The organism is Caulobacter sp. GW821-FHT09A05, assembly GCF_059418465.1.
The window spans coordinates 1-21,115 of record NZ_JBWKPX010000037.1; the positions used below are offsets into that span (position 1 = coordinate 1).

Sequence of the window (21,115 nt, forward strand, 5' to 3'; positions counted from 1 at the left end):
GGCCAAATCTGCTTCCACAGCGGCGACGAAGCCGACTTCATCGCCCGCCGGGAGACTTCTTCAACGGCCTGCTAGGCCTTCCGCTTCATCCGCACTTCGCGCACCGTGCCGGTCGACGAGTTCATGACCAGGGTGTGGGTGTGGACGAAGCCGTCCTTGTAGGTCACCCCGTCCAGCAGGTTGCCCCAGGTGACGCCGGTGGCCGCGAAGATCGCGTCGGCGCGGACGATCTCGTGCAGATCGTACTTCTTGTCCAGCTCGGTGATGCCCCACTTGGCGGCGCGGGCGCGCTCGTCGCCGTTGCGGAACAGCAGCCGTCCCTGGAACTGGCCGCCGACGCATTTCAGGGCCGCGCAGGCCAGCACGCCTTCGGGCGCGCCGCCGGAGCCGACATAGAGGTCGATGCCGGTCGAGGGGTCGGTGGTGGCGATCACCCCGGCCACGTCGCCGTCGGTGATCAGGTTGACCCGCGCCCCGACCGAACGGACGCTGGCGATGATCTCGGCGTGGCGCGGGCGATCCAGCACGCAGACGGTGATCTGCTCGGGCGCGACGCCCTTGGCGGCGGCCACGGCCTTGATGTTGTCGGCGGGCGACTTGTCCAGGTCGATCACCCCGGCCGGCAGGCCCGGACCGCAGGCGATCTTGTCCATGTAGGTGTCGGGGGCGTTCAGCAGGCTGCCCTTGGGCGCCCAGGCCATCACAGCCAGGGCGTTGGGCATGGCCTTGGCCGTCAGGGTGGTGCCTTCCAGCGGATCCAGGGCGATGTCGATGGCGGGGCCCTGCCCCGTGCCGACCTTCTCGCCGATATAGAGCATGGGCGCTTCGTCGCGCTCGCCCTCGCCGATCACGATCTCGCCGTCGATGGCCAGCTCGTTCAGCGCGTTGCGCATGGCGTCGACCGCGGCCTGGTCGGCCGCCTTCTCGTCGCCCCGACCCACCATCGTCCACGAAGCGATGGCGGCGGCTTCGGTCACGCGGACCGCGTCCAGGACCAGCGCGCGGTCCAGGGTCTTCGAACTCATCAACGTCTCCCAGCCTAGGCGAGGCTTTTCGGTCCGACCGCTTGGCGCGGTTCTCAGATGCGCGCGACGCGCAAAAGGCGGGGACGCTCTAGCACGGCGTGCAGCTTTTCGATGCGACTAATCGCGTCCAGGAGGTTGGATTCGGGCGTCGCGTGGGTGACGAGCACGATCGGCACGCCCCCTGCCCCCTCGACGGGCTTCTGCAGGAAGCTGTCGATCGACACGGCGCATTCGGCCAGGGTCTCGGAGATGGCGGCGATGGCGCCGGGCTCGTCGCGGACCATGATCCGCAGATAGGCCTTGCCCACCGAGCGGGTCGGATCCACGGCCACGAACGGCTTCAACTGGCCGGCGGGCGCCTGGAACACCGGGCGTCGCGCGCCGGTCATCACGTCGGCGATGTCGGCCGCCACGGCGGCGGCGGTGGGGCCCGCGCCCGCGCCCGGTCCCTGGATGAAGATCCGGCCGATCCGCTTGCCCTCGATGAACAGGGCGTTGAGCGCCCCGCCCGCCTGGGCCAGGGGATGCTCCAGCGGAACCAGGGACGGATGCACCTTCACCGACACGCCGTCGTCGCTCTTGGCGGCGCCGGCCACCAGCTTGATCCGATAGCCCAAGTCCTTGGCCAGCTTGATGTCCAGCAGTTCGACCTCGCTGATGCCCTCGATCTCGGCGGCGTCGAACTTGGGCGCGCAGCCAAAGGCCAGGGCGGCCAGGATGCTGATCTTGTGGCCGGCGTCGAAGCCCCCGACGTCCATGGTCGGGTCGGCCTCGGCGTAGCCCAACCCTTGCGCCTCGCGCAGCACGTCGGCGAAGTCGCGGCCGGTCTTCTCCATCTCGCTGAGGATGAAGTTGCAGGTGCCGTTGAGGATGCCGGCCACGCCGACCACCTCGTCGCCGACCATGGCCTCGCGCAGCATCTTCACCGCCGGCGTGCCGCCCATGACGGCGGCCTCGAACAGCAGCGGGGCGTCGTTGGCCTCGGCCAGGGCGGCCAGCTCGGCGCCGTGCTCGGCGATCAGGGCCTTGTTGGCGGTGACGACCGGCTTGCCCAGCTTCAGGGCGGCCTCGACGGCGGCCTTGGCCGGACCGTCGCTGCCGCCGACCAGCTCGACGAACAGGTCGACGTCCGGCGACGAGGCCAGGGCGACCGGGTCGTCGAACCAGGCCAGGCCCGAGATGTCGACCGTGCGCGGCCGCGACCTGGAGCGGGCCGAGACCGACGTCACCACCGCCCTGTCACCGGCGGGAGCGAAGTCGGGCTGTTCGGCCAGGAACTGCAGCAGCCCCCCGCCGACGGTGCCGAGGCCGGCGACGCCGACGCGCCAGGTCTTCTGGGTCATGTTCGCGTTCCTAAACTCTGCGGCCGGGCAGCGCGTCCGCGCCCTAGACCTGTTCCATCTTGTTGTGCGCCTTGGCCAGGATCGTGTCGGCGTTGGCGATGAACTTCTTGACGTTGCGGGCGGCCTGCTTGATCCGCTGCTCGTTCTCGACCAGGCCGATGCGGACATAGCCCTCGCCATACTCGCCAAAGCCGATGCCGGGGGCGACGGCGACGCCGGCCTCCTCGATCAGCAGCCGCGAGAACAGCATCGAGCCGGCGGCCTCGAACGGCTCGGGAATCTTGGCCCAGGCGAACATCGAGGCCGGCGGGTTGGGGATCTCCCAGCCGGCGCGCTTCATCGACGACACCAGGGTGTCGCGGCGGCTCTTGTAGATGCCGCGGATCTCGTCGACGCAGTCCTGCGGGCCGTTCAGGGCGGCCGCGGCGGCCACCTGCACCGGCGTGTAGGCGCCGTAGTCGAGATACGATTTCACCCGGGCCAGGGCCGCGCAGATCCGGGCGTTGCCGACCACCATGCCCACGCGCCAGCCGGCCATGGCGTAGGTCTTCGACAGCGAATTGACCTCGACGGCGATGTCCTTGGCCCCGTCGATCTGTAGGATCGAGGGCGGCGGGTTGTTGTCGAAATAGATCTCGCCATAGGCCACGTCGCTGATCACCAGCAGCTCGTGCTTCTTGGCCAGGGCGACGGCGTCCCTGTAGAAGTCCAGGTCCACCCACTGGGCGGTCGGGTTGGACGGATAGGACAGGATCAGCACGCTGGCCGGCGGCACCGAGTGCTTGGCCGCGCGGCTGATGTTGGACAGGTACTGCTCGGGCGAGAGCGCCGGCACGTGGCGGATCACGCCGCCGGCCATGATGAAGCCGAAGGCGTGGATCGGATAGGCCGGGTTGGGGCAGATGATCACGTCGCCGGGGGCGGTCAGGGCCTGGGCCAGGTTGGCGAAGCCCTCCTTGGAGCCCAGGGTGGCGATCACCTCGGTGTCGGGGTTCAGCTTCACGCCGAACCGGCGGCCGTAATAGCCGGCCATGGCCTTGCGCAGGCCGGCGATGCCCTTGGAGGCCGAATAGCGGCCGGCCTTGGGGTCGCGCGCGGTCTCGATCAGCTTGTCGACGATATGCTTGGGCGTGGGCATGTCGGGATTGCCCATGCCGAAGTCGATGATGTCGACGCCCTCGGCGCGGAGGCGCGCCTTGATCTTGTTGACTTCTTCGAAGACGTAGGGCGGCAGGCGACGGATGCGATGGAAATCGGAGGTCATGAAATGCTCAATGCGCCGCAGCGGCGCGCCGGGAGCGGATGTCGGGCATGGATAGACCCCGAGCGGGGCATAGCCAAGCCAGCTACGGGAATTTTATGCCTCCGTCGCCCTATTGGGGCTTGGACGGAGGCGCGGTAGCTCGCTCGCGCGCCGCCTTGGCGAAGGCTTCGGTCGCGGCGCGGTCGGCATCGGTGGGAATGTCGCTCGGCGGCGCCTTGCCGATCTTGCGGGCCTTGGACGCATAGCCTTCGGTGTCGGACAGGGTCCAGGTGCTGGGCGCGGTGTCGCGCTTCAGCTTGTCGGCGGCGATCTTCTCGGCGCCCACGGCCTTCTTGAACTGGACAGGCGTGCGCACGTCGGTCGGGATCGCCGGAATGTCGATGAAGCGCGGCGCGACGGCGTCCTTGGAATCCTTGGCGGCGGCGTTGGCCGCGGCGGCCACCGGCGAGCCGGGATCGGCCGGCGGCGGCGTGAACGGCGAGATCGACGAGGCGCACGCGGTCAGTCCCGCCAGCAGGCTCGTGAGAGCCGCGCCGCGAAAGAGTACGCCAAGACGTACGATTTTACCGGTTTCGTCGTTCATCTTGTCTCAGGTCTTATGCGATGATCGCGACGAGCGAAAGGCCATCCGCACCGCCAAGGCGAGATGGCTCACGACAAGACGGCGGAAGGAAGTCCATGGCCACGACCCAAACCTCCCCCAAAACGCGAAAAAAGCCGGCGGCCAAGGCGGATGCGGCGCCATCCGCAGCCAAGACCAGGACAAAGGCCACGCCGAAGGTTTCACCGGATCGCGCGCCGGACTCCCGCGCCAAGGCGGCCGAATCGGCCACGCGCCCCGAACGGCCGGATCCGCCGCCCGTCTCCAGCGCCCTGCCCGACTTCGAAACCTTCCTGTCGCCCGACCAGCGCCAGATGCTGGAGACGCTGTCGGCCAACCTGGCCCGCGCCGCCGTCACCGCCCAGGGCGCGATCGCCGAGGCCGCCCTGCGCCAGGCCGACCGCCCGGCCGCCCTCAGCCCCGATCCCTTCCACGTCGGCCCGGCCTTCAACGAGGTGATGACCAGCCTGGCCGCCCAGCCCGACCGGTTGCTGCGCGCCCAGGCCGACCTGTTCAGCCGCTACATGGACCTGTGGCAGTCGGCGGCCCGCAAGATGACCGGCGAGCCGACCCAGCCCGTGGTCACCCCCGCCCACGGCGACAAGCGGTTCAGCGATCCCGACTGGGCCTCGAACCCGATGTTCGACATGATGAAGCAGAGCTACCTGCTGTCGTCGAACTGGCTGAACGAGCTGGTCTCGCAGGCCGAGGGCGTCGATCCCGGCGCCAAGCGCCGGGTCGAGTTCTTCACCAAGATGCTGACCGACGCGTTCTCGCCGTCGAACTTCCTGATCTCCAACCCCGCCGCCCTGCGCGAGGTGATGCAGAGCAAGGGCGAAAGCCTGGTGCGCGGCATGGAGAACTTCGCCGCCGACCTGGAGCGCGGCGGCGGCCAGCTGGCGATCAGCCAGACCGACCTGGCCAAGTTCAAGGTCGGCGAGAACGTCGCCACCGCCCCCGGCAAGGTGGTCTACCAGAACGACATCCTGCAGCTGCTGCAGTTTTCTCCCACCACCGAGACGGTGCACGAGATCCCGCTGCTGATCTTCCCGCCCTGGATCAACAAGTTCTACATCCTGGACCTGCGCCCCGAGAACTCGATGATCCGCTGGCTGACCGGCCAGGGCTTCACGGTGTTCGTCGCCTCGTGGGTCAATCCCGACAACCGCCAGGCCGACAAAACCTTCGAGGACTACATGTTCGAGGGGATCTATGACGCCTGCCAGCAGGTGATGGCCCAGACCGGCGTCGACCGGGTCAACACCGTCGGCTACTGCATCGGCGGCACCCTGTTGTCCTGCGCCCTGGCCCACATGGCCGCCAAGGGCGACAAGCGGATCAATTCGGCCACGTTCTTCGCCGCCCAGCAGGACTTCTCCGAGGCCGGCGACCTGCTGCTGTTCACCGACGAGGCCTGGATCAAGACCATCGAGGAGCAGATCGACCGCCAGGGCGGCTACCTGCCCAGCCAGTCGATGGCCGACACCTTCAACAGCCTGCGCGGCAACGACCTGATCTGGTCGTTCTTCATCAACAACTACCTGATGGGCAAGGAGCCGCGGCCGTTCGACCTGCTGTTCTGGAACGCCGACCAGACGCGCATGCCCAAGGCCCTGCACCTCTATTACCTGCGCAACTTCTACAAGGACAACGCCCTGACCCAGGGCCGGCTCACCCTGGGCGGCGAGGCGCTGGACCTGTCGAAGGTCAAGATCCCGATCTACGTGCAGTCCTCCAAGGACGATCACATCGCGCCCTATCGCAGCGTCTATCGCGGCGCGCGGGCGTTCGGCGGGCCGGTGACCTTCACCATGGCCGGATCGGGCCACATCGCCGGCGTGATCAACCATCCGGACGCCAACAAATACCAGCACTGGACCAACGAGCACCTGCCCGGCTCGGTCGAGGGCTGGCGGGCCGGGGCGGTCGAGCATCCCGGCTCGTGGTGGCCGCACTGGGCGACCTGGCTGAAGGCCAGGTCCGGCACGCAGATCCCGGCCCGCGACCCGGCCAAGGGACCGTTGAAGCCGCTCGAGGACGCCCCCGGCAGCTATGTCCGGGTGCGGTCGAACGTGGCGACGTAACAGGTTGTCATCCCGGAAGCCTCGCAGAGGCTGTCCGGGACCCAGGGGGCCGGGCGAAGGCCTTGCGGTTCACCTGGATCCCGAGGCAAGCGCTACGTGGCTTCCGGGAGGACACCATGAGGATGGGCTCGTCAGATGCCGTGCGAGCCCGCTCAGATCAGCCCCATCTCATAGGCCAGCTCGACCGGCATCGCCTCGGCGCGGTCGATCAGCGGCTGCACGCGTTCCAGGTGCTCGGTGAACCGCGGATCCCGGCGGAAACGCTCGGCGTCCTGGGCGGTCTCGAACGACGAGATCAGCACCACCACCCCCTTGGCCGGCGATTTCAGCATCCGGCTGCCGCGCACGCCCTGGACCTGACCGCGCACACGCAGGAACTGGGCGTGCTGCAGGGCGACGAACTCGTCGAACTTGCCGGGCTTGGTCTGGATGATGCTGATGCTGAAGACCGGCGGATCGGACAGGGCGGCGGCGACCGTGGCGCGATCGGGAACGGTGAGCGTGGTCATGGAGGCTCCTGGAAAGGCGTTGCCGTGGAAGGAGCCTTCCCTGTAAAACCTCAACCAAAGTTGAGGTCAAGCGCGAATGTCCAGGCTCGATGAACCTGTCTTTCCCGGCGGCACGCTGAGTGTCGGCGAGGTGGCCAAGCGCAGCGGCGTGGCGGTTTCGACCCTGCACTTCTATGAGGCCAAGGGCCTGATCCGCAGCCTGAGGACCGAGGGCAACCAGCGGCGATATCCGCGCGGGATCCTGCGCCGGGTGGCGGTGATCAAGGTGGCCCAGCGCACGGGCATCCCCCTCGCCACGATCCAGGCGGCCCTGGCCCGCCTGCCCGACGGCCGCGCGCCGACCGCCGACGACTGGGCCGAGCTGTCGCGCGCCTGGCGGTCCGAGTTGGACGAGCGCATCCGCAAGCTGGGCCAGCTGCGCGACCAGCTGGACGACTGCATCGGCTGCGGCTGCCTGTCCCTCAAGACCTGCCCGCTCCGCAATCCTCAGGACGTGCTGGGCGCGCAGGGTTCGGGCCCCAGGCTCCTGGAATCCGAGGCCAGCTGACGGCGAACGAGCTTCGCCCAAAACTCGCCAGGATTGTACTGGAGCTTGCGGGCATGGGACTCAACCGCCGGACCGCCCTGGGCATTCTGGTCGCCTCGCCGATGGTCGGCGCGCGCCAGGCCTTCGCGCGCCCGGCCGTCGCCTCGAACGGCCAGCGCCTCGCCCAGGCCGCGCGCAGCCAGGTCGGCGTCACCAAGGACTACGACCCCAGCTACCGTGCGATCCCCTACCCTAATGGCGACGTGCTGCGCTCGACCGGCGTCTGCGCCGACGTGCTGATCCGCGCCGCCCGCGACGCCTGGCGCGTGGACCTGCAGCAGCTGGTCCACGAGGACATGACCCGCAACTTCGACGCCTATCCTTCCCGACGCGCCTGGGGACTGAAGGGGCCCGACTCCAATATCGACCATCGCCGGGTGCTGAACCTGGAAACCTATCTGACGCGCCAGCGTGCTCGCCTGGCCGTCGCGCCGGCCAAGGCCGCCGGCGACCGCTTCGACGGTCTCTTGCCCGGCGACATACTGACCTGGCGCGTCTGGGGCGGCCGCCCGCACATCGGCGTCGTCAGCGAAGGCCCCGGGCGGGTGCGGGTGGTCCACAACATCGGCGGCGGGGCGCGCGAGGAGCCGCTGTGGATGTTCAAGCTCCACACCGCGGTGGGGCACTATCGCTGGCGAGCCTGAGGCGAGCTTCCATGAATAGCGGCGTCGAGAGCGACCGTTTCTGACGCCCCCTCCCTCCATGATGGATACACCCTACCGGGTGATCCTCACCCGGCGCGTGCAACGAGCGTTCGCGTCGAACGTCCATCGCATGCTCCATCTGGGTAACCAACTTTGGAGACAATTATGTCGGCCCTGGACAACGAATGGCCCAATCCAGATTTTCAAGTCGTCGATGGATCTTTGATCGTCAAAAAATGGAAAGAAGATTTTTCTGGTCGGCGCGGTGATCTTCAGGTCACCGGGATCAATTGGGTGGTGCTGCCGGACGGACGAGCGAGCGTAAATTTTTTGACCACGAACACCGACGGCCTCGTCCCTGGTGAACTGGTCCAGTGCAATTCACCCGCCCCGCCAGCCTGTCTGCAAACCCCGCTACGCGTCTTGAGCGTAACGGCGAATACGTCATTCACAGCGACGCTTGAAAAGCTTTCAGGCGTTCCAACCACATCGACCGCATTTACCGTATCCATCGTCACACGAGGCGATGATACGGGCGCCGCCGGCGGCGCGCTCACCACCCTGCTTACCAAGAACATCAATGATGGCGCTAGTGGTTGGCCCTATTACCAGGTTGGGGACTACGCCTCGCTGAGGAAACGGTTCAATGGATGCGTCCGATATCTCGTATTCCAGAAAAAGACATCCGGTCTGGAGTATCTGTATTGCCAAGCCTCTTCTGAACGTCTTCAGCAGTTTTCACGCCAGAAACGCGCATTCGCATGCGCGGTCATCCCCATCACTTCTGGGGGAGTGGCCAAGGCCTACGTCGTCAACGGCGATGGAACAACTCAGTATGGAACGCAAGCGACGACACAAAACGTCAGAACCTGGATCGAGATCGGTGCGACCTGCACTGAAAACCCGAACATCTGGCGGGAAGGTGTGGAGTTCTCGGGCCCAGCTAACGCGATATTCGTCCTCGCGGAATTCGTATCCGCATGGGCGACTTCGATTCCCGACGGCGCTTACAGCGCGGCCCGTGGATACAAGTTTGTCACCGGCAATACCGTTAACCCTTGGGTGAGCGTGGAATTCGCAACGCCCAGCACGGCCGACGCGTCAGGTTCCTATGGCTTCACGGTCGATGTCGTTCAGGCGTCGAAAGGGGTAATCGGCCCCAACGTCACAAGCATGACCGGAATGGTCGAAGGCCGGTCTGATCTGGCGCACAATCAGCTCGCCTTCAAATCCGCCGTTGTGGGAGCTGTTCTATATGGGCCGATCCTGAACATGCCGGTCGCCTCCAGCAGCGTCAGCCCAGGAGATCTTGCCTACGCCTGGGGATCCATTCGACCAAGAAATGGGTACTTCGTCGCTTACTCGATAAGTTCGGGCGCCCAATCGTTTTTCACTGTGAGCTTCGATTTCGCCGAGTTCGAGGTCGGCGGCCTACCGTAGGTGCGTCGACGCCCGCAATAGACTGAACAAACCGAGTCTTCCAAGAGTCGGGCCGAGAAATCGCGCCCGGCTTTCGGACGATCGGCCGAAGGGCCTTTACTCGCGACGAGGCTTCCAGCCAAAGCGTCACATCGAACGCCTCGCGTCTAAAGCCCCGCGCCTTCCTTCAGTCCCAGCATCAGGTTCAGGTTCTGGACCGCCGCGCCGGACGCACCCTTGCCCAGGTTGTCGAGCAGGGCCACCAGGCGCACCTGGCCGCTGCTTTCCGAACCGAACACGAACAGCTTCAGGCGGTTGGTGCCGTTCAGGCCCTCCGGGTCCAGGGTGGTCAGGCCCTTGGTCTCGTTCAGCGACGCCACCTCGACAAAGGCCTCGCGCGCGTAGTGGTCGGCCAGGGCCTCGTGGATCTCGGTCATCGAGACGCTGCCGTTCAGCATGCTCAGATGCAGAGGCAGCTCGACCAGCATGCCCTGGGCGTAGCGCCCGACGGCCGGGGTGAAGATCGGCCGGGTCAGCAAGCCGCCGTGGGCCTGGATCTCGGGCAGGTGCTTGTGGTTCAGGCCCGTGGCGTAGATGCGGTACGGGACCTTGGTGTAGTTCGGCGAGGTCTCGTCCTCGAACTCGGCGATCATCGCCTTGCCGCCGCCGGTGTAGCCCGACACGGCGTTGAACGAGAGCGGCAGGTCGGCGGCGATGATGTCGTTGGAGACCAGCGGCCGGACCAGGGCGATGGCGCCCGTCGCATAGCAGCCGGGGTTCGACACCCGGGTCGACCAGGCGACCTTGCCGCGCTGCTCCTCGTCCAGTTCTGGGAAGCCGTAGGTCCAGCCGGCCGCGGTGCGGTGGGCGGTCGAGGCGTCGATGACCTTGACCTTCGGGTCCTCGATCAGCGCCACGGCCTCCTTGGCCGCGTCGTCGGGCAGGCACAGGATCACCGCGTCGGCGCCGTTCAGCATCGCCTTGCGGGCCTGGGGATCCTTGCGCTTGTCCGGGTCGATCGAGACCAGTTGCAGGTCCTTGCGGCCGACCAGGCGTTCGCGGATCTGCAGCCCGGTGGTGCCCGCTTCGCCGTCGATGAAGACCTTGGGGGCCATGCGCCCTCCCGTACCCGAACCATGAGGAGCGGACGATCTAGCCTACTCCGCCGGGGAGCGAAACGGATCTTTGATCCAGGTCCGGGCGGTTTATTGCGCCGCAACAACCTGGGCGGCGGCCTCCGAGCCCAGGACCCTTTCGGCGATCGCCCGCGACAGTCGGCGCGTCCCCTCCCCGCGCGCGTCCAGGTGGTCGCTGTCGACGAAGAACGAGCCCTCGTAGGACTCGTCGTCATAGGCGTTGAGCATCTTGATCGGCACGGTCCAGGGAAACAGCCCCACCACCTCGATCAGCTCACGGAAAAGCACGCTGGACCGGGTGTTCAGGGTGTTTCGATAGAGCGGGGTCACCGGCGGGATGACGATGGTCACCCCGTGTCCCAGGCGATTGGCCAGGGCCAGGATCTTCAGCAGGTAATAGTCCGCCCCGGCTTCGTAGTTGCGCCGGATGTCGGCCAGCAGGCGGGTCTGGAACTGCTCCGTCGCGGCCCCCGCCTTGTCGTTCGGCAGGAAGCCGGCGCGGCCGTCCAGCGTGGCGGCCTCCTCGATCAGGGTGGCGGCCATGCCCTCCTGCAACTGCTGGGTCAGGGCCTTCGCCAGATTGTTGAGAGGGTCGGCCGGGTACTCGACATCCAGCTCGAACAGCGCGCTGAACAACGGCCCGATGTCGCTCTCGTCGAGGCTGCGCTCCAGCACGGCGCCGGGCGAGAACACCGAATAGAACAGCACCACGTTCTTCAGGTTCGGACACATCGCGATGGTCCGCTGGTACAGGGCGTAACAGTGCTTGAGGTCCAGCGACCGGTAGCAGAGGTTGAACGAATTGGGGACGTGGGCCGGGTCGAACCCGTAGTCGCCCTGCGACGGGCCCAGGACGATCGTCTCCAGGGCGTCCCGGGCCTGTTCGAGCATGACGCGCTTGGCGCCCACCTGCAGGATCGACTCCCGGACGACCTGACTGACTTCCATGACGCCCTCGACATCCGCTGCGAGATGGAAGCGCATCAGCAAACGTGACTGCGGCCATCGATCGGGCCGCAAGGTACCGGCAGATTCGGGGATTCCGGGCAAAAAAAAAGAGGCCGCGGAAACCGCGGCCTCTTTCTTCGGTGTCGGGACGCCTAGCGCTTCGAGAACTGGAAGCTGCGGCGGGCCTTGGCCTTGCCGTACTTCTTACGCTCGACGACGCGGCTGTCGCGGGTCAGGAAGCCGTGCGGCTTCAGCAGGGTGCGCAGGCCGGGCTCGTAGTAGGTCAGGGCCTTGGACAGGCCGTGACGCACGGCGCCGGCCTGGCCCGACAGGCCCGAGCCTTCCACGGTGACGACGACGTCGAACTGGCCCAGGCGGTCGGTGACCTCCAGGGGCTGGGCGATCATCATGCGCAGCACGGGGCGGGCGAAGTACACTTCCTGGTCGCGACCGTTGATCGTGATCGAGCCCTTGCCGGGCTTGATCCAGACGCGGGCGATCGCGTTCTTGCGCTTGCCGGTCGCGTAGGCGCGGCCCTGGGCGTCGATCTTGGGTTCGGCCGGAGCGGCCGCTTCGGGGTTGCTGGACAGGCTGGCCAGCGCGTCAAAGCCTTGAGCTTCGGACATGACTTAGGCGCTCCGGGTGTTCTTGGCGTTGCGCGAAGCGAAATCGATCACTTCGGGGCTCTGCGCTTGGTGCGGGTGCTCACCGTTGTTGTAGATGAGCAGGTGGGTCAGTTGCTTGCGCGCCAGGGGGCTTTCCTTGGGCAGCATGCGCTCGACGGCCTTTTCCAGGACGCGTTCCGGGAAGCGGCCTTCCAGCAGCTTGCGCGGGGTGGTCGACTTGACGCCGCCCGGGTGACCGGTGTGGCGGTAGTAGACCTTGTCGTCCAGCTTCTTGCCGGTGAACTTCACCTTGTCGGCGTTGATCACGACGACGAAGTCGCCGCAGTCGACGTGCGGGGTGTAGTCGGGCCGGTGCTTGCCGCGAAGACGCATGGCGATGAACGTCGCCAGACGACCGACAACGGCGTCCTGGGCGTCGACCACGATCCACTTCTTCTCGACCTCGGCGGGCTTCAGGGAAGCCGTGGTCTTTTGCATGGGATTGATCCGTATTCCTTGTGCGTCGGGGGCCAAGGAAAGCGGCTCCGTCTGCGTGAGGGGCGGCAGGTACAGGAGCGTTCGCGGCCTGTCAACAATGCGCGCGCAAGAAACTCCGCAAACCCTTATGCAGCAAGGAATTTCGCGATAGGGTATTATAATACCATATCGCATCCCCCTTCTCAGTTGTCATCCCGGCCGAAGCGTAGCGAAGCGCCGGGATCCAGGGCGGCCGCACCGCTTGCGCCCAGTCTCCTGGGTCCCGGACAGCGCTACGCGCTTCCGGGATGACAACTTCAGGGAAAACGGAGAGGGCGCGACGAGAGCCCCTACTTCGCCGCCGCGTCGAACCCGTAGGCGTGGCGCATGATCTGGTAGAGGTAGCTCTCCTCGACCACGCCGCGCACCAGGTAGGATCCCGGCCCGTCGGCGAACACGCCCACGTCTTCGCCCGAATGGGCCGAGCTGGCCAGGAAGGCCGTGGCGTTCTGGTGGTAGTCGATGTCGTCGGTGTCTTCCTTGGCGGGGTCGGCGCGCAGGTTGGAACCTTCGGGACCGCCGGGGCCGGTGGCGAAGCTGAGCACCGTGTAGGGCTTGCCGTCGCCGGCCACGACCGGCTCGCCCTCGTTGCCGGCCAGGCCCAGGATCGGGGCGTTGCGGGCGGCGTAGCCCGAGATCACCAGCCCGTGGCTATGGTCGGCGGTGACGATGACCAGGGTCTCGTCCAGGTTCACCTTATCCAGCACCGCCTGGACCGCCTTGGAGAACTCGACCGTCTCGCTCAGGGTCCGCTTGGCGTTGTTCAGGTGGCTGCCCATGTCGATCTTGCCGCCCTCGACCAGCAGGAAGTAGCCCTTGGGGTTCTTCGCCAGCAGGTCGACGGCCTTGGTCGCCATGGCCGCCAGGGTCGGCACGCCCTGGCCCAGCACCGGGCGCTCGACCTCGTAGGGCAGGTGCTCGTTGGCGAACAGGCCCAACACCGGACCGGTCCTGGCCGGATCCAGGGCCGCCAGCTCGGCGTCGGTGGTCACATAGGCGGCGTTCGGGGCCTTCAGCCATTCGGCGGTCAGGTCGCGGCCGTCGGCCCGCTTGCCGTCCTTGGCCTCGGGCAGGAAGCGCGAGCGCCCTCCCCCCAGCGCCACGTCCAGGCGGACGCCGGCCGGCGCCTCGACCAGCTGGCGGGCGATGTCCTTGCAGCCGGCGGCCAGGGCGTCAGTCGGCATGTCGCCGTCGCCTTCCCAGTCGCGATAGGCGGTGTGGGCGTAGGTCCCGGCCGGGGTGGCGTGGGTGATGCGGGTGGTGGTCACCGCCCCGGCCGACAGCCCATGGGCCTTGGCCAGTTCGGCGATGGTCTCGACCCGGGTCCCCGCCTCGCTGGCGCAGCTTTCGGGCTTGGCGGCCCCGCTCAGCCCGATGACCTTGTTGCGGGTCTTCACCCCGGTGGTGATGGCGGTGATGCCCGCGGCGCTGTCGGTCACCTGGGTGTCGTGGCTGTAGGTCTTGGACAGCGCCGTCCAGGGCAGCTTCTCGAACGACAGCAAATTGCTCTCGCCGTCGACGCCGCGCTGCTGGCCTTCATAGATGCGGCTGGCCACCACGGTCGAGATGCCCATGCCGTCGCCCAGGAACAGGATGACGTTCTTGGCCTTGCCGGTCCTGGGATTGACCGTCAGGGCCTTGGCCAGGGCGGCCTGGCCCGCCTGGAAATAGGCGTCGGCGGGCGCGGCGTTGGTCACCGGCGCGGGCGGCTTGGCGGCCGGCTTGGGCGCGGCCTGAGCCTGGGCGGACAGAGCCACGAGCGCGGCGGCGAGGAACAGGGAGGCGCGGGTCACGATAAGCTCCAGCAAGGACGTCGGATGTCCTCTGCTGGCGTTTCATGACAGTTCTTTGAGCGGTCGCCTCGAAAAGCCGTGCGTCCTTCGAGGCCCGCTGCGCGGGCGCCTCAGGGCCTTCTCACCCGCCAGGCGAAGGCGGTGGCCGTGGCCAGCAGGATCGCCGCCCCGGCCTGGTGCAGCACGCCCAGGGCCAGGGGCACGGCGGCCATCAGGGTCCAGATCCCCAGGCCCGCCTGCAGGCAGACGACGCCGACCAGGACGAAGGCGGTCAGCCTGGCCTCCTCGGGCAGCCGGCGCGAGCGGGCGGCGGCCACGCCCAGGACGATGGCGGCGACGAACAGGGCGTAGGCCATCAGCCGGTGATGCAGTTGCACCGCGCCCTGGCTGTGGGCGATCGTGCCCCAGAAGCCGTGGCCGGCGTATTCCGCCGGGATCAGCGCGCCATTCATAAGCGGCCAGTCATTGTAGACCAGGCCTGCATCGTTGCCGGCCACCAGGGCCCCCAGCAGGCTCTGGAAGAACACCGCGCCCAGGAAACCCAGGGCCCAGCCGCGCCAGTCGGTGCGCTCCTCGACGCGCGGCGAGCCCGACCAGGCGTCCAGGGCGGTCCAGATCAGGAAGATGAACAGGCCCAGGGCCAGGCCCAGGTGGATCATCAGCCGCTCGGGGGCCACCGAGACCCGCTCGGACAGGCCGCTGGACACCATCCACCAGCCGACCAGCCCCTGCAGCCCGCCCAGGCCCAGCAGCACCGCGCAACGCCAGATCAGGCGGCGCGGGATCATCCGGCGGACCAGGAAGAACACGAACGGGATGGCGAACGCCACCCCGACCAGTCGGCCCAGCAGCCGGTGCGCCCACTCCCACCAGAAGATGCCCTTGTAGGCCTCCAGCGTCATGCCGGCGTTGACCAGCCGGTACTGCGGGATCTTCTTGTAGAGCTCGAAATTGGCCCGCCAGGCCTCGTCCGACATCGGCGGCAGCGCGCCCATGATCGGCTTCCACTGGGTGATCGACAGGCCGGAGTCGGTCAGGCGCGTCGCGCCCCCGACCACCACCATGCCAAACACCAGGACGGCCACGACGAACAGCCAGACGGCCACGGGCCTTGAACGATCGGAACGCAGGAAGGACGTCATGACAGCCGGAAAGAACGTCAGTTGAGGGCCGAAATACGGCGAAGCCTTGCCGTACGCCCGACGCGCGCCCGCGTCCATGGCCTCATGACGCGTAAGGCGCGGCATGCGATGATGCCGTGGGCGCCAAGGGCGGGCGACGTTCGGAGACTGGCATGAGCGGGGTTGGCGTTTTCGTGGCCGTGGTGATCGGCATCCTGGCCGGCTGGATCGCCGACCTGGTGCTGGCCCGCCACCACGGGTTGTTCACCAAGCTCTTGATCGGCGTCGTCGGTTCGTTCATCGGAACCTTCATCGCCCAGCGGCTGGACCTGCGGTTCGACGGCTTCCTCGGCAGCCTGCTGGTCTCCAGCGTGGGCGCGATCTTCTTCCTGGCCGTCCTCGGCATCGTATCGAGCTTCTTCCGGAGACCCGCTTGAGCGCTCCCCTCATCCCCGCCCGCCTGCGCAAGCTGATCGGCGGGATCGGCATCCTGGTGTTCCTGGCCGCCTGGATCTGGGCCTTCACCAGCCTCTACGACGTCCTGCCGAACAATCGCGCCGTGCACCTGATCTATTTCGTGGTCGCCGGCCTGGGCTGGGGCCTGCCGCTGATGCCGCTGATGTCCTGGATGGGCAAGGCGGACAAGCCGATCGGGCGCTGAGGCAGGGGGATGTCATGGGACCGGCCTTCACCATCATCTTCCTGTTGATCGTCGCGACGATCGCGACGGCGGCATGCTTCGTCGTCGCCAAACTCTTCCTGCCGCGGCGCCACGCCCTGATCCTGGTGCCCCGGCTCGTGGCTTCCGGCGGCGCTGGCTGCATCGCCGGCCTCTTCCTGCAAATCCCTTTCACGCCGGAGGAACTCACCAGCGGCGCTCAGGTGCTGCGATATCTCGGCGTCGGTCTCGCGACCGGAGTCTTTTCAACCGGGACGGCGCTGTGGCTTTTTCTGCGTTGGAGGACACGGCGGAAGTTGCGAATGGCGTCGACACAGATGTCCACCTTCGACTGACCGCCAAAGAAAAAGGCCGCCCTTTCGAGCGGCCTTTCCATTCTTCCGGTCTCATTCCCCGCGAGGAGGAAATGGTCGGAGCGACAGGATTTGAACCTGCGACCCCTTGACCCCCAGTCAAGTGCGCTACCAGGCTGCGCCACGCTCCGTCCGGAAGGAGCGCCCTTATAGGTGCGAGCCTTGCCGGGGGCAATGGGATTTCTCGGTCAATTCCCAGGGATTTGAAGGGGGGGCCGAACGGGCCTCACAGGCCCCGCAAAAGCCCGTCCAGCCGGGCTTTGACGGCCTGCAGGTCGTCCAGCGCCATCACCAGCCGGTCCCGCGCCTCCTCGGCCAGTTCGCCGTGCGCAGTCGAATCGACGGCGGCGGCCACGGCCAGGGCGTCCAGCGAGGCCGAGCCGTTGTCGCCCAGGCCCGCGGCGATCACGTGGGTCAGGCCCTGCTCGCGATGCAGCTTCTGCACGCCCTTGATGGTGTAGCCCTCGGCGTGCAGCAGGGCGCGCACGCCGCTCAGCACGGCGATGTCCTGCGGGCGGTAGAACCGCCGCCCGCCGGCCCGCTTCATCGGGCGAATGAACGAGAACTTGGTTTCCCAGAAGCGCAGGACGTGCTGCGGCACGCCCAGCTCGTCGGCGGCTTCGGAAATCGTGCGGAAGGCGTTGGGCCCCTTCGCCACCGCATGATGTCCCTTAGCCGCCCAAGGCGCGGTCGATTCGCGCCTTCATGACCTGCGAGGCCCGGAAACCGATCACCCGGCGGGGCTCGATCTCGGCGGGCTCGCCGGTCTTGGGATTGCGGCCCATGCGGGCCCGCTTGTCGCGCACCTGGAAGACGCCGAAGCCGGAAAGCTTGACCGTCTCGCCCTTCTCCAGCGCCTCGGCGACCAGATCCAGGGTGCGTTCGACCAGACCCGCACAGTCCTGGCGGGTCAGACCGACTTCCTCGTGGACCGCCTCGCAGAGATCGGCCCGGGTCAATGTCGCGCCTTTCATGACGCCCCCTTACGCTGGATTGACAAACCCCAGAGCGCGCGCGTCGGACGGGGTGGAGCCCCGTGTTTCTGCAACGCGCTCTCATCAACTCAAGCCTGCATGCCGTGATTATCGCATGGAGTCAAAGGCTGAGCGCCGAGACTTCAGGCGATAGCGCAAGCTGGCGGCCCAAAACGGCGAAGCTTGACCCTTAAAGGCGCAGAACGCAGGCGCCCCAGGTCAGCCCGCCGCCCATCGCCTCGAGCAGCAGCAGCTGGCCGGGCTTGATCCGACCGTCGGCGATTCCCTGGGCGAAGGCCAGGGGGATCGAGGCGGCCGAGGTGTTGGCGTGCAGGGCGACCGTCGAGATCACCTTGTCCTCGTCGATGCCGACCCGATGGGCGACACCGGCCAGGATGCGCTGGTTGGCCTGGTGCGGGATGAACCAGTCGACCTCGGGGATCGTCACGCCCGCCACCTTGGCGGCTGCATGGATCGCCTCGGAGATGTTGATCACCGCGTGCTTGAATACCTGGTTGCCCAGCATGCGCAGCTTGCCCACAGTACCCGTGGTCGAAGGCCCGCCGTCGACATAGAGCAGCTCCTGCTTGGTCCCGTCGGCGCGCAGGGCGAAGCCCAACAGGCCCTGGTCGGCCGTGGTCCCCTGCCCTTCGCGGGGCTCCAGCACCACCGCCCCGGCCCCGTCGCCGAACAGCACGCAGGTGCCGCGGTCGGTCCAGTCCATCAGCCGGGTCATGGCCTCGGCCCCGATCACCAGGGCGCACTTGGCATGGCCGCGCGCCACGAAGCCGTCGGCGACGCTGAGCGCGTAGACGAAGCCCGAGCAGACGGCCTGGACGTCGAAGGCGATGCCGACCGGCGCGCCCAGCTTGCGCTGGACGATGGTGGCGGTGGCCGGAAACGTCATGTCGGGCGTGGTGGTGGCCACGATGATCAGGTCGACCTCGGCGGCGGTCCTGCCGGCCCGCTCCAGCGCCTGCTGGGCGGCGCGGAAGGCCAGGTCCGAGACCGGCTGGTCGTCGGCCACCTTGTGGCGCTGGCGGATGCCGGTGCGCTCGACGATCCAGGCGTCGCTGGTGTCGACGGTCTCGGCCAGTTGGTCGTTGGTGACGATGTTGTCCGGCAGATAGGCCCCGACGCCGGTGACGGCGCTACGAATTACGCTCACTCGGAAGCTCCCTGGCCCTCGGCGCCCGACACGCCTGCGGCCTTTTCTACTTCAGCGCCGGACTTGAGGCCGGTTTCGGTCAGGCGTTTCAGGTTGCGGTCGATCTCGGCCGAGAAGTCGCTGCGGGCCAGGTCGACCGCCACGCGGATGGCCGAGGCGTAGCCGAGGGCGTCCGCCCCGCCGTGGCTCTTGACCACGATGCCGTTGAGGCCCAGCAGCGGGCCGCCGTTGACGCGGCCGGGGTCCAGGCGCCGGCGCATCTTCTTCAGCGCCCCCGAGGCGATCAGCGCACCCAGCATGGCCAGCGGCCCGGAGGTCAGGGTGGACCGGATCTCGGCCCCGAAGAACCGGGCCAGACCTTCGGCGGTCTTCAGGGCGACATTGCCGGTGAAGCCGTCGGTGACGACCACGTCGACCGTGCCCTTGGCGATGTCGGTGCCCTCGACGAAGCCGCGATAATCGAAGTCCAGCTTGGTTTCCTTGAGGATGGCATGCGCCTCGCGCACCTCCTCATGGCCCTTCTGGTCCTCGGAGCCGACATTGAGCAGGCCCACGGTCGGGCGCTGCGAGCCGTGCACCGCGTGGTGGAAGGCCGCGCCCATGATCGCGAACTCGATCAGCTGCTTGGCGTCGCTCTCGACATTGGCGCCGACATCAAGCACCGCCGAGACGCCCTGCATGGTCGGCCAGCTGGCCACGATGGCCGGGCGCTCCAGATTGGCGCCCATGCGCAGGATCAGCTTGGAGATCGCCATCAGGGCGCCGGTGTTGCCGGCCGAGACGCAGGCGGCGGCCTCGCCGGCGCGGATCGCCTCGACCGCGTTCCACAGGCTCGTGCCCTTGCCCCGGCGCATGGCCTGGGCGGGCTTTTCCTCCATCGAGATGGCCTTGTCGGTGTGGCGCACCTCGCTGACGGCGCGGGCGTCCGGACACTTGGCCAGCTGGGCGTTCAGCTGGGTTTCGTCACCGTGCAGCAGGAAACGGACATCGGGCAGGCTCTTGGCGGCCAGCGCCACGGCGGGCACGATCACGGACGGACCGTGATCCCCGCCCATGGCGTCGATCGAAATGACTACGGGGTGAGGCACGAGGCGCTATCGGCTCCTGTAGCGGCGCACCGCCCGTTCTGGGGTGATGGCAAGGCGGCGGGACGATACAGCCGCGAGAATATCACGCAAGCGGAAGGACTCGGCCATTTCAGGCCCCTTCGCCCCCGGCGCCGGGGTCGCTCTTCAGCTTTTTCAACGCGGCGAAGGGCGAAAGGTCCACGGGCTCAGCCGGCGGTTGAAAGACCGCGCCCGGCTTGCGCGGGAACGGGTCCAGCTCGAGGGCCAGGTGCTCGATCACATAGGCCGAGACGTCGATGGTCTCGCCTTCCAGCACGTCCGGGGGATCGTCGCCGTCGGGATCGATGCCCAGTTCGCCGCCGGTGTCTTCGTCCTGGGGCGCGTATTCGCTGTCGGCCGGCAGGACGTGGACGCTGAACCGCGATTCGACCGGCTCCTCGAACTCGTCGGCCGACACGCTGCACACCTGGGTCACGCGGGCGCGGATCAGGCCCGAAACCTCGGCGCCGTCCATCCATGGCCGCAGGAAGACCTCGGCGGTCAGGGACTCCAGCGACACCAGGCCCAGGGTCTTGGCGATCTCGCGGCGCGCGGCCAGGTCCGGCTCGAAGCGCAGGTCGACGCCGCCGCGGCTGACCCGGCCCAGGGGGACGGCGCTGGGCCAGGGATCGATCACGCCTTCGGCCATTGAGCCTCTCCTTGCAGCAGGGTCTCCAGCGGCTGGGCCGCCAGCTGGTCGCGCGCGGCGACCACATAGTCGGTCAGGCCCGCCAGGTCGCCCTCGCCGCGCTCCTCGAAGGCCGTGCGGGCCAGGGTCGCGCTCAGCACCGAGCGGTCGGGCAAGGCCTTGGCGGCCTCGTCGAACGCCTTGAGCCGGCCATAGGCGGCGCCGACCAGCTTCTTCATCTTCTTGCCGACCGCGGTGTCGGACACGCCGATCTCGCGGAAGGCGTCGTCCAGGCCGCGCGTATAGGCGTTGAAGGTCTCCTGCGAAACCTCGGCCGCCGGCTCGCCTTCGCCCTTCAGCCGTTCCAGCAGCAGGGCCACGTGCAGGGTGAACAGCTCGAACCGGCCCTCCATCGAATCGTGCACGCCCATCCGGGCGTAGAACGCGGGCGAACGAGCCTGGGCCACCGCCGAGGCATAGAGCTTGCCTCCCGCCGCCTTGGCGGGCCTGGGTTTGAGCAGCCGGTCCAGAAACATCACTTCGCCTCGATTTCGCCGCGACGCGGAACTAGTTAGCCGTTCGATCCACGCGG

General features: G+C 67.5%; 24 protein-coding genes and 1 tRNA gene. 7 read left to right on the forward strand and 18 right to left on the reverse strand.

Translation table 11 applies throughout. From position 1 onward, the window contains the following. Positions 1–71: 71 nt before the first annotated feature. From glpX to AC07NX_RS23305, 4 genes are all read right to left on the reverse strand, one after another. On the reverse strand, positions 72–1,025 hold the full coding sequence (gene glpX / locus AC07NX_RS23290) for a class II fructose-bisphosphatase (RefSeq protein WP_494645119.1): 954 nt from the start codon (positions 1,023–1,025) through the stop codon (positions 72–74). Positions 1,026–1,078: 53 nt separating this feature from the next. Beyond that, positions 1,079–2,368, reverse strand: coding sequence for a homoserine dehydrogenase (locus AC07NX_RS23295; protein WP_494645120.1), 1,290 nt, complete (start codon positions 2,366–2,368; stop codon positions 1,079–1,081). A gap of 43 nt (positions 2,369–2,411) precedes the next feature. Beyond that, entirely contained in the window at positions 2,412–3,632 is a 1,221-nt protein-coding gene (locus AC07NX_RS23300; RefSeq protein ID WP_494645122.1) for an LL-diaminopimelate aminotransferase, read from the reverse strand. A gap of 109 nt (positions 3,633–3,741) precedes the next feature. Further along, positions 3,742–4,215, reverse strand: a complete 474-nt coding sequence (locus AC07NX_RS23305; protein WP_494645123.1) for a hypothetical protein — start codon at positions 4,213–4,215, stop codon at positions 3,742–3,744. A gap of 95 nt (positions 4,216–4,310) precedes the next feature. Here AC07NX_RS23305 and AC07NX_RS23310 point away from each other — a divergent pair, with 95 nt between their 5' ends. Then, on the forward strand, positions 4,311–6,317 hold the full coding sequence (locus AC07NX_RS23310) for a class I poly(R)-hydroxyalkanoic acid synthase (RefSeq protein WP_494645125.1): 2,007 nt from the start codon (positions 4,311–4,313) through the stop codon (positions 6,315–6,317). A 152-nt stretch (positions 6,318–6,469) separates the two neighbouring features. Here the strand turns inward: AC07NX_RS23310 and AC07NX_RS23315 are convergent, their stop codons facing one another. Further along, entirely contained in the window at positions 6,470–6,826 is a 357-nt protein-coding gene (locus tag AC07NX_RS23315; protein WP_494645126.1) for an antibiotic biosynthesis monooxygenase, read from the reverse strand. A 76-nt stretch (positions 6,827–6,902) separates the two neighbouring features. Between AC07NX_RS23315 and soxR the strand changes: the two genes are divergently transcribed. The 3 genes from soxR (at position 6,903) to AC07NX_RS23330 (ending at position 9,496) form a co-directional block, all read left to right on the forward strand. Continuing rightward, complete coding sequence (gene soxR / locus AC07NX_RS23320) at positions 6,903–7,373, forward strand: redox-sensitive transcriptional activator SoxR (protein ID WP_494645128.1); 471 nt, start codon at positions 6,903–6,905, stop codon at positions 7,371–7,373. 53 nt (positions 7,374–7,426) lie between these two features. Next, positions 7,427–8,056: a DUF1287 domain-containing protein gene (locus AC07NX_RS23325; protein ID WP_494645130.1), complete on the forward strand. Its 630-nt coding sequence runs from the start codon at positions 7,427–7,429 to the stop codon at positions 8,054–8,056. Between the two features lie 165 nt (positions 8,057–8,221). Continuing rightward, the gene (locus AC07NX_RS23330) at positions 8,222–9,496 is read left to right on the forward strand and encodes a hypothetical protein (protein ID WP_494645132.1); all 1,275 of its coding nucleotides are present in this window, start codon (positions 8,222–8,224) and stop codon (positions 9,494–9,496) included. Positions 9,497–9,642: 146 nt separating this feature from the next. Here the strand turns inward: AC07NX_RS23330 and argC are convergent, their stop codons facing one another. The 6 genes from argC to AC07NX_RS23360 form a co-directional block, all read right to left on the reverse strand. Next, positions 9,643–10,590, reverse strand: a complete 948-nt coding sequence (gene argC / locus AC07NX_RS23335; RefSeq protein WP_494645134.1) for an N-acetyl-gamma-glutamyl-phosphate reductase — start codon at positions 10,588–10,590, stop codon at positions 9,643–9,645. 90 nt (positions 10,591–10,680) lie between these two features. Continuing rightward, positions 10,681–11,559 carry a hypothetical protein gene (locus AC07NX_RS23340; RefSeq protein WP_494645136.1) on the reverse strand — a complete coding sequence of 293 codons (879 nt, stop codon included), beginning with the start codon at positions 11,557–11,559 and terminating at the stop codon, positions 10,681–10,683. A gap of 152 nt (positions 11,560–11,711) precedes the next feature. Further along, positions 11,712–12,185, reverse strand: a complete 474-nt coding sequence (gene rpsI, locus AC07NX_RS23345; RefSeq protein ID WP_035079299.1) for a 30S ribosomal protein S9 — start codon at positions 12,183–12,185, stop codon at positions 11,712–11,714. A 3-nt stretch (positions 12,186–12,188) separates the two neighbouring features. Beyond that, complete coding sequence (gene rplM / locus AC07NX_RS23350) at positions 12,189–12,662, reverse strand: 50S ribosomal protein L13 (protein ID WP_028040416.1); 474 nt, start codon at positions 12,660–12,662, stop codon at positions 12,189–12,191. 329 nt (positions 12,663–12,991) lie between these two features. Next, positions 12,992–14,494, reverse strand: a complete 1,503-nt coding sequence (locus AC07NX_RS23355; RefSeq protein WP_494645139.1) for an alkaline phosphatase — start codon at positions 14,492–14,494, stop codon at positions 12,992–12,994. 110 nt (positions 14,495–14,604) lie between these two features. Next, positions 14,605–15,636: a COX15/CtaA family protein gene (locus tag AC07NX_RS23360; protein WP_494645141.1), complete on the reverse strand. Its 1,032-nt coding sequence runs from the start codon at positions 15,634–15,636 to the stop codon at positions 14,605–14,607. A gap of 152 nt (positions 15,637–15,788) precedes the next feature. On the opposite strand from AC07NX_RS23360, the gene AC07NX_RS23365 reads away from it, so the two are divergent. The 3 genes from AC07NX_RS23365 to AC07NX_RS23375 are packed head-to-tail and all read left to right on the forward strand — an operon-like array spanning position 15,789 to position 16,629. Beyond that, positions 15,789–16,052, forward strand: a complete 264-nt coding sequence (locus AC07NX_RS23365) for a GlsB/YeaQ/YmgE family stress response membrane protein (RefSeq protein ID WP_494645143.1) — start codon at positions 15,789–15,791, stop codon at positions 16,050–16,052. Next, positions 16,049–16,276, forward strand: coding sequence for a DUF2842 domain-containing protein (locus AC07NX_RS23370; RefSeq protein ID WP_145683146.1), 228 nt, complete (start codon positions 16,049–16,051; stop codon positions 16,274–16,276). Before AC07NX_RS23365 ends, AC07NX_RS23370 begins: the two co-directional genes overlap by 4 nt. 14 nt (positions 16,277–16,290) lie before the next feature. Continuing rightward, complete coding sequence (locus AC07NX_RS23375; protein WP_494645145.1) at positions 16,291–16,629, forward strand: hypothetical protein; 339 nt, start codon at positions 16,291–16,293, stop codon at positions 16,627–16,629. A 72-nt stretch (positions 16,630–16,701) separates the two neighbouring features. Here AC07NX_RS23375 and AC07NX_RS23380 read toward each other — a convergent pair. The 7 genes from AC07NX_RS23380 to AC07NX_RS23410 all read right to left on the reverse strand — a co-directional run bounded on the left by AC07NX_RS23380 (position 16,702) and on the right by AC07NX_RS23410 (position 21,059). Then, a tRNA-Pro gene (locus tag AC07NX_RS23380) sits at positions 16,702–16,778 on the reverse strand. A gap of 95 nt (positions 16,779–16,873) precedes the next feature. Further along, a complete protein-coding gene (locus AC07NX_RS23385) occupies positions 16,874–17,305 on the reverse strand; it encodes a MerR family transcriptional regulator (RefSeq protein ID WP_494645147.1) in 432 nt (143 codons plus the stop codon). Between the two features lie 13 nt (positions 17,306–17,318). Then, on the reverse strand, positions 17,319–17,621 hold the full coding sequence (locus tag AC07NX_RS23390) for an integration host factor subunit alpha (RefSeq protein WP_012287059.1): 303 nt from the start codon (positions 17,619–17,621) through the stop codon (positions 17,319–17,321). 190 nt (positions 17,622–17,811) lie between these two features. Further along, complete coding sequence (locus AC07NX_RS23395; RefSeq protein WP_494645149.1) at positions 17,812–18,789, reverse strand: beta-ketoacyl-ACP synthase III; 978 nt, start codon at positions 18,787–18,789, stop codon at positions 17,812–17,814. Then, the gene (plsX, locus tag AC07NX_RS23400; RefSeq protein ID WP_494645151.1) at positions 18,786–19,877 is read right to left on the reverse strand and encodes a phosphate acyltransferase PlsX; all 1,092 of its coding nucleotides are present in this window, start codon (positions 19,875–19,877) and stop codon (positions 18,786–18,788) included. Before plsX ends, AC07NX_RS23395 begins: the two co-directional genes overlap by 4 nt. A gap of 109 nt (positions 19,878–19,986) precedes the next feature. Continuing rightward, positions 19,987–20,544 carry a YceD family protein gene (locus AC07NX_RS23405; RefSeq protein WP_494645152.1) on the reverse strand — a complete coding sequence of 186 codons (558 nt, stop codon included), beginning with the start codon at positions 20,542–20,544 and terminating at the stop codon, positions 19,987–19,989. Then, entirely contained in the window at positions 20,529–21,059 is a 531-nt protein-coding gene (locus AC07NX_RS23410; RefSeq protein ID WP_494645154.1) for a ubiquinol-cytochrome C chaperone family protein, read from the reverse strand. The genes AC07NX_RS23405 and AC07NX_RS23410 overlap by 16 nt, the downstream gene beginning before the upstream one ends. Positions 21,060–21,115 lie beyond the last annotated feature (56 nt).

Coding starts and splice junctions, on each gene's coding strand:
- glpX (WP_494645119.1), bottom strand. CDS start 1,025: ATGAGTTCGAAGACCCTGGACCGCGCGCTGGTCCTGGACGCGGTCCGC.
- AC07NX_RS23295 (WP_494645120.1), bottom strand. CDS start 2,368: ATGACCCAGAAGACCTGGCGCGTCGGCGTCGCCGGCCTCGGCACCGTC.
- AC07NX_RS23300 (WP_494645122.1), bottom strand. CDS start 3,632: ATGACCTCCGATTTCCATCGCATCCGTCGCCTGCCGCCCTACGTCTTC.
- AC07NX_RS23305 (WP_494645123.1), bottom strand. CDS start 4,215: ATGAACGACGAAACCGGTAAAATCGTACGTCTTGGCGTACTCTTTCGC.
- AC07NX_RS23310 (WP_494645125.1), top strand. CDS start 4,311: ATGGCCACGACCCAAACCTCCCCCAAAACGCGAAAAAAGCCGGCGGCC.
- AC07NX_RS23315 (WP_494645126.1), bottom strand. CDS start 6,826: ATGACCACGCTCACCGTTCCCGATCGCGCCACGGTCGCCGCCGCCCTG.
- soxR (WP_494645128.1), top strand. CDS start 6,903: ATGTCCAGGCTCGATGAACCTGTCTTTCCCGGCGGCACGCTGAGTGTC.
- AC07NX_RS23325 (WP_494645130.1), top strand. CDS start 7,427: ATGGGACTCAACCGCCGGACCGCCCTGGGCATTCTGGTCGCCTCGCCG.
- AC07NX_RS23330 (WP_494645132.1), top strand. CDS start 8,222: ATGTCGGCCCTGGACAACGAATGGCCCAATCCAGATTTTCAAGTCGTC.
- argC (WP_494645134.1), bottom strand. CDS start 10,590: ATGGCCCCCAAGGTCTTCATCGACGGCGAAGCGGGCACCACCGGGCTG.
- AC07NX_RS23340 (WP_494645136.1), bottom strand. CDS start 11,559: ATGGAAGTCAGTCAGGTCGTCCGGGAGTCGATCCTGCAGGTGGGCGCC.
- rpsI (WP_035079299.1), bottom strand. CDS start 12,185: ATGTCCGAAGCTCAAGGCTTTGACGCGCTGGCCAGCCTGTCCAGCAAC.
- rplM (WP_028040416.1), bottom strand. CDS start 12,662: ATGCAAAAGACCACGGCTTCCCTGAAGCCCGCCGAGGTCGAGAAGAAG.
- AC07NX_RS23360 (WP_494645141.1), bottom strand. CDS start 15,636: ATGACGTCCTTCCTGCGTTCCGATCGTTCAAGGCCCGTGGCCGTCTGG.
- AC07NX_RS23365 (WP_494645143.1), top strand. CDS start 15,789: ATGAGCGGGGTTGGCGTTTTCGTGGCCGTGGTGATCGGCATCCTGGCC.
- AC07NX_RS23375 (WP_494645145.1), top strand. CDS start 16,291: ATGGGACCGGCCTTCACCATCATCTTCCTGTTGATCGTCGCGACGATC.
- AC07NX_RS23390 (WP_012287059.1), bottom strand. CDS start 17,621: ATGAAAGGCGCGACATTGACCCGGGCCGATCTCTGCGAGGCGGTCCAC.
- AC07NX_RS23405 (WP_494645152.1), bottom strand. CDS start 20,544: ATGGCCGAAGGCGTGATCGATCCCTGGCCCAGCGCCGTCCCCCTGGGC.
- AC07NX_RS23410 (WP_494645154.1), bottom strand. CDS start 21,059: ATGTTTCTGGACCGGCTGCTCAAACCCAGGCCCGCCAAGGCGGCGGGA.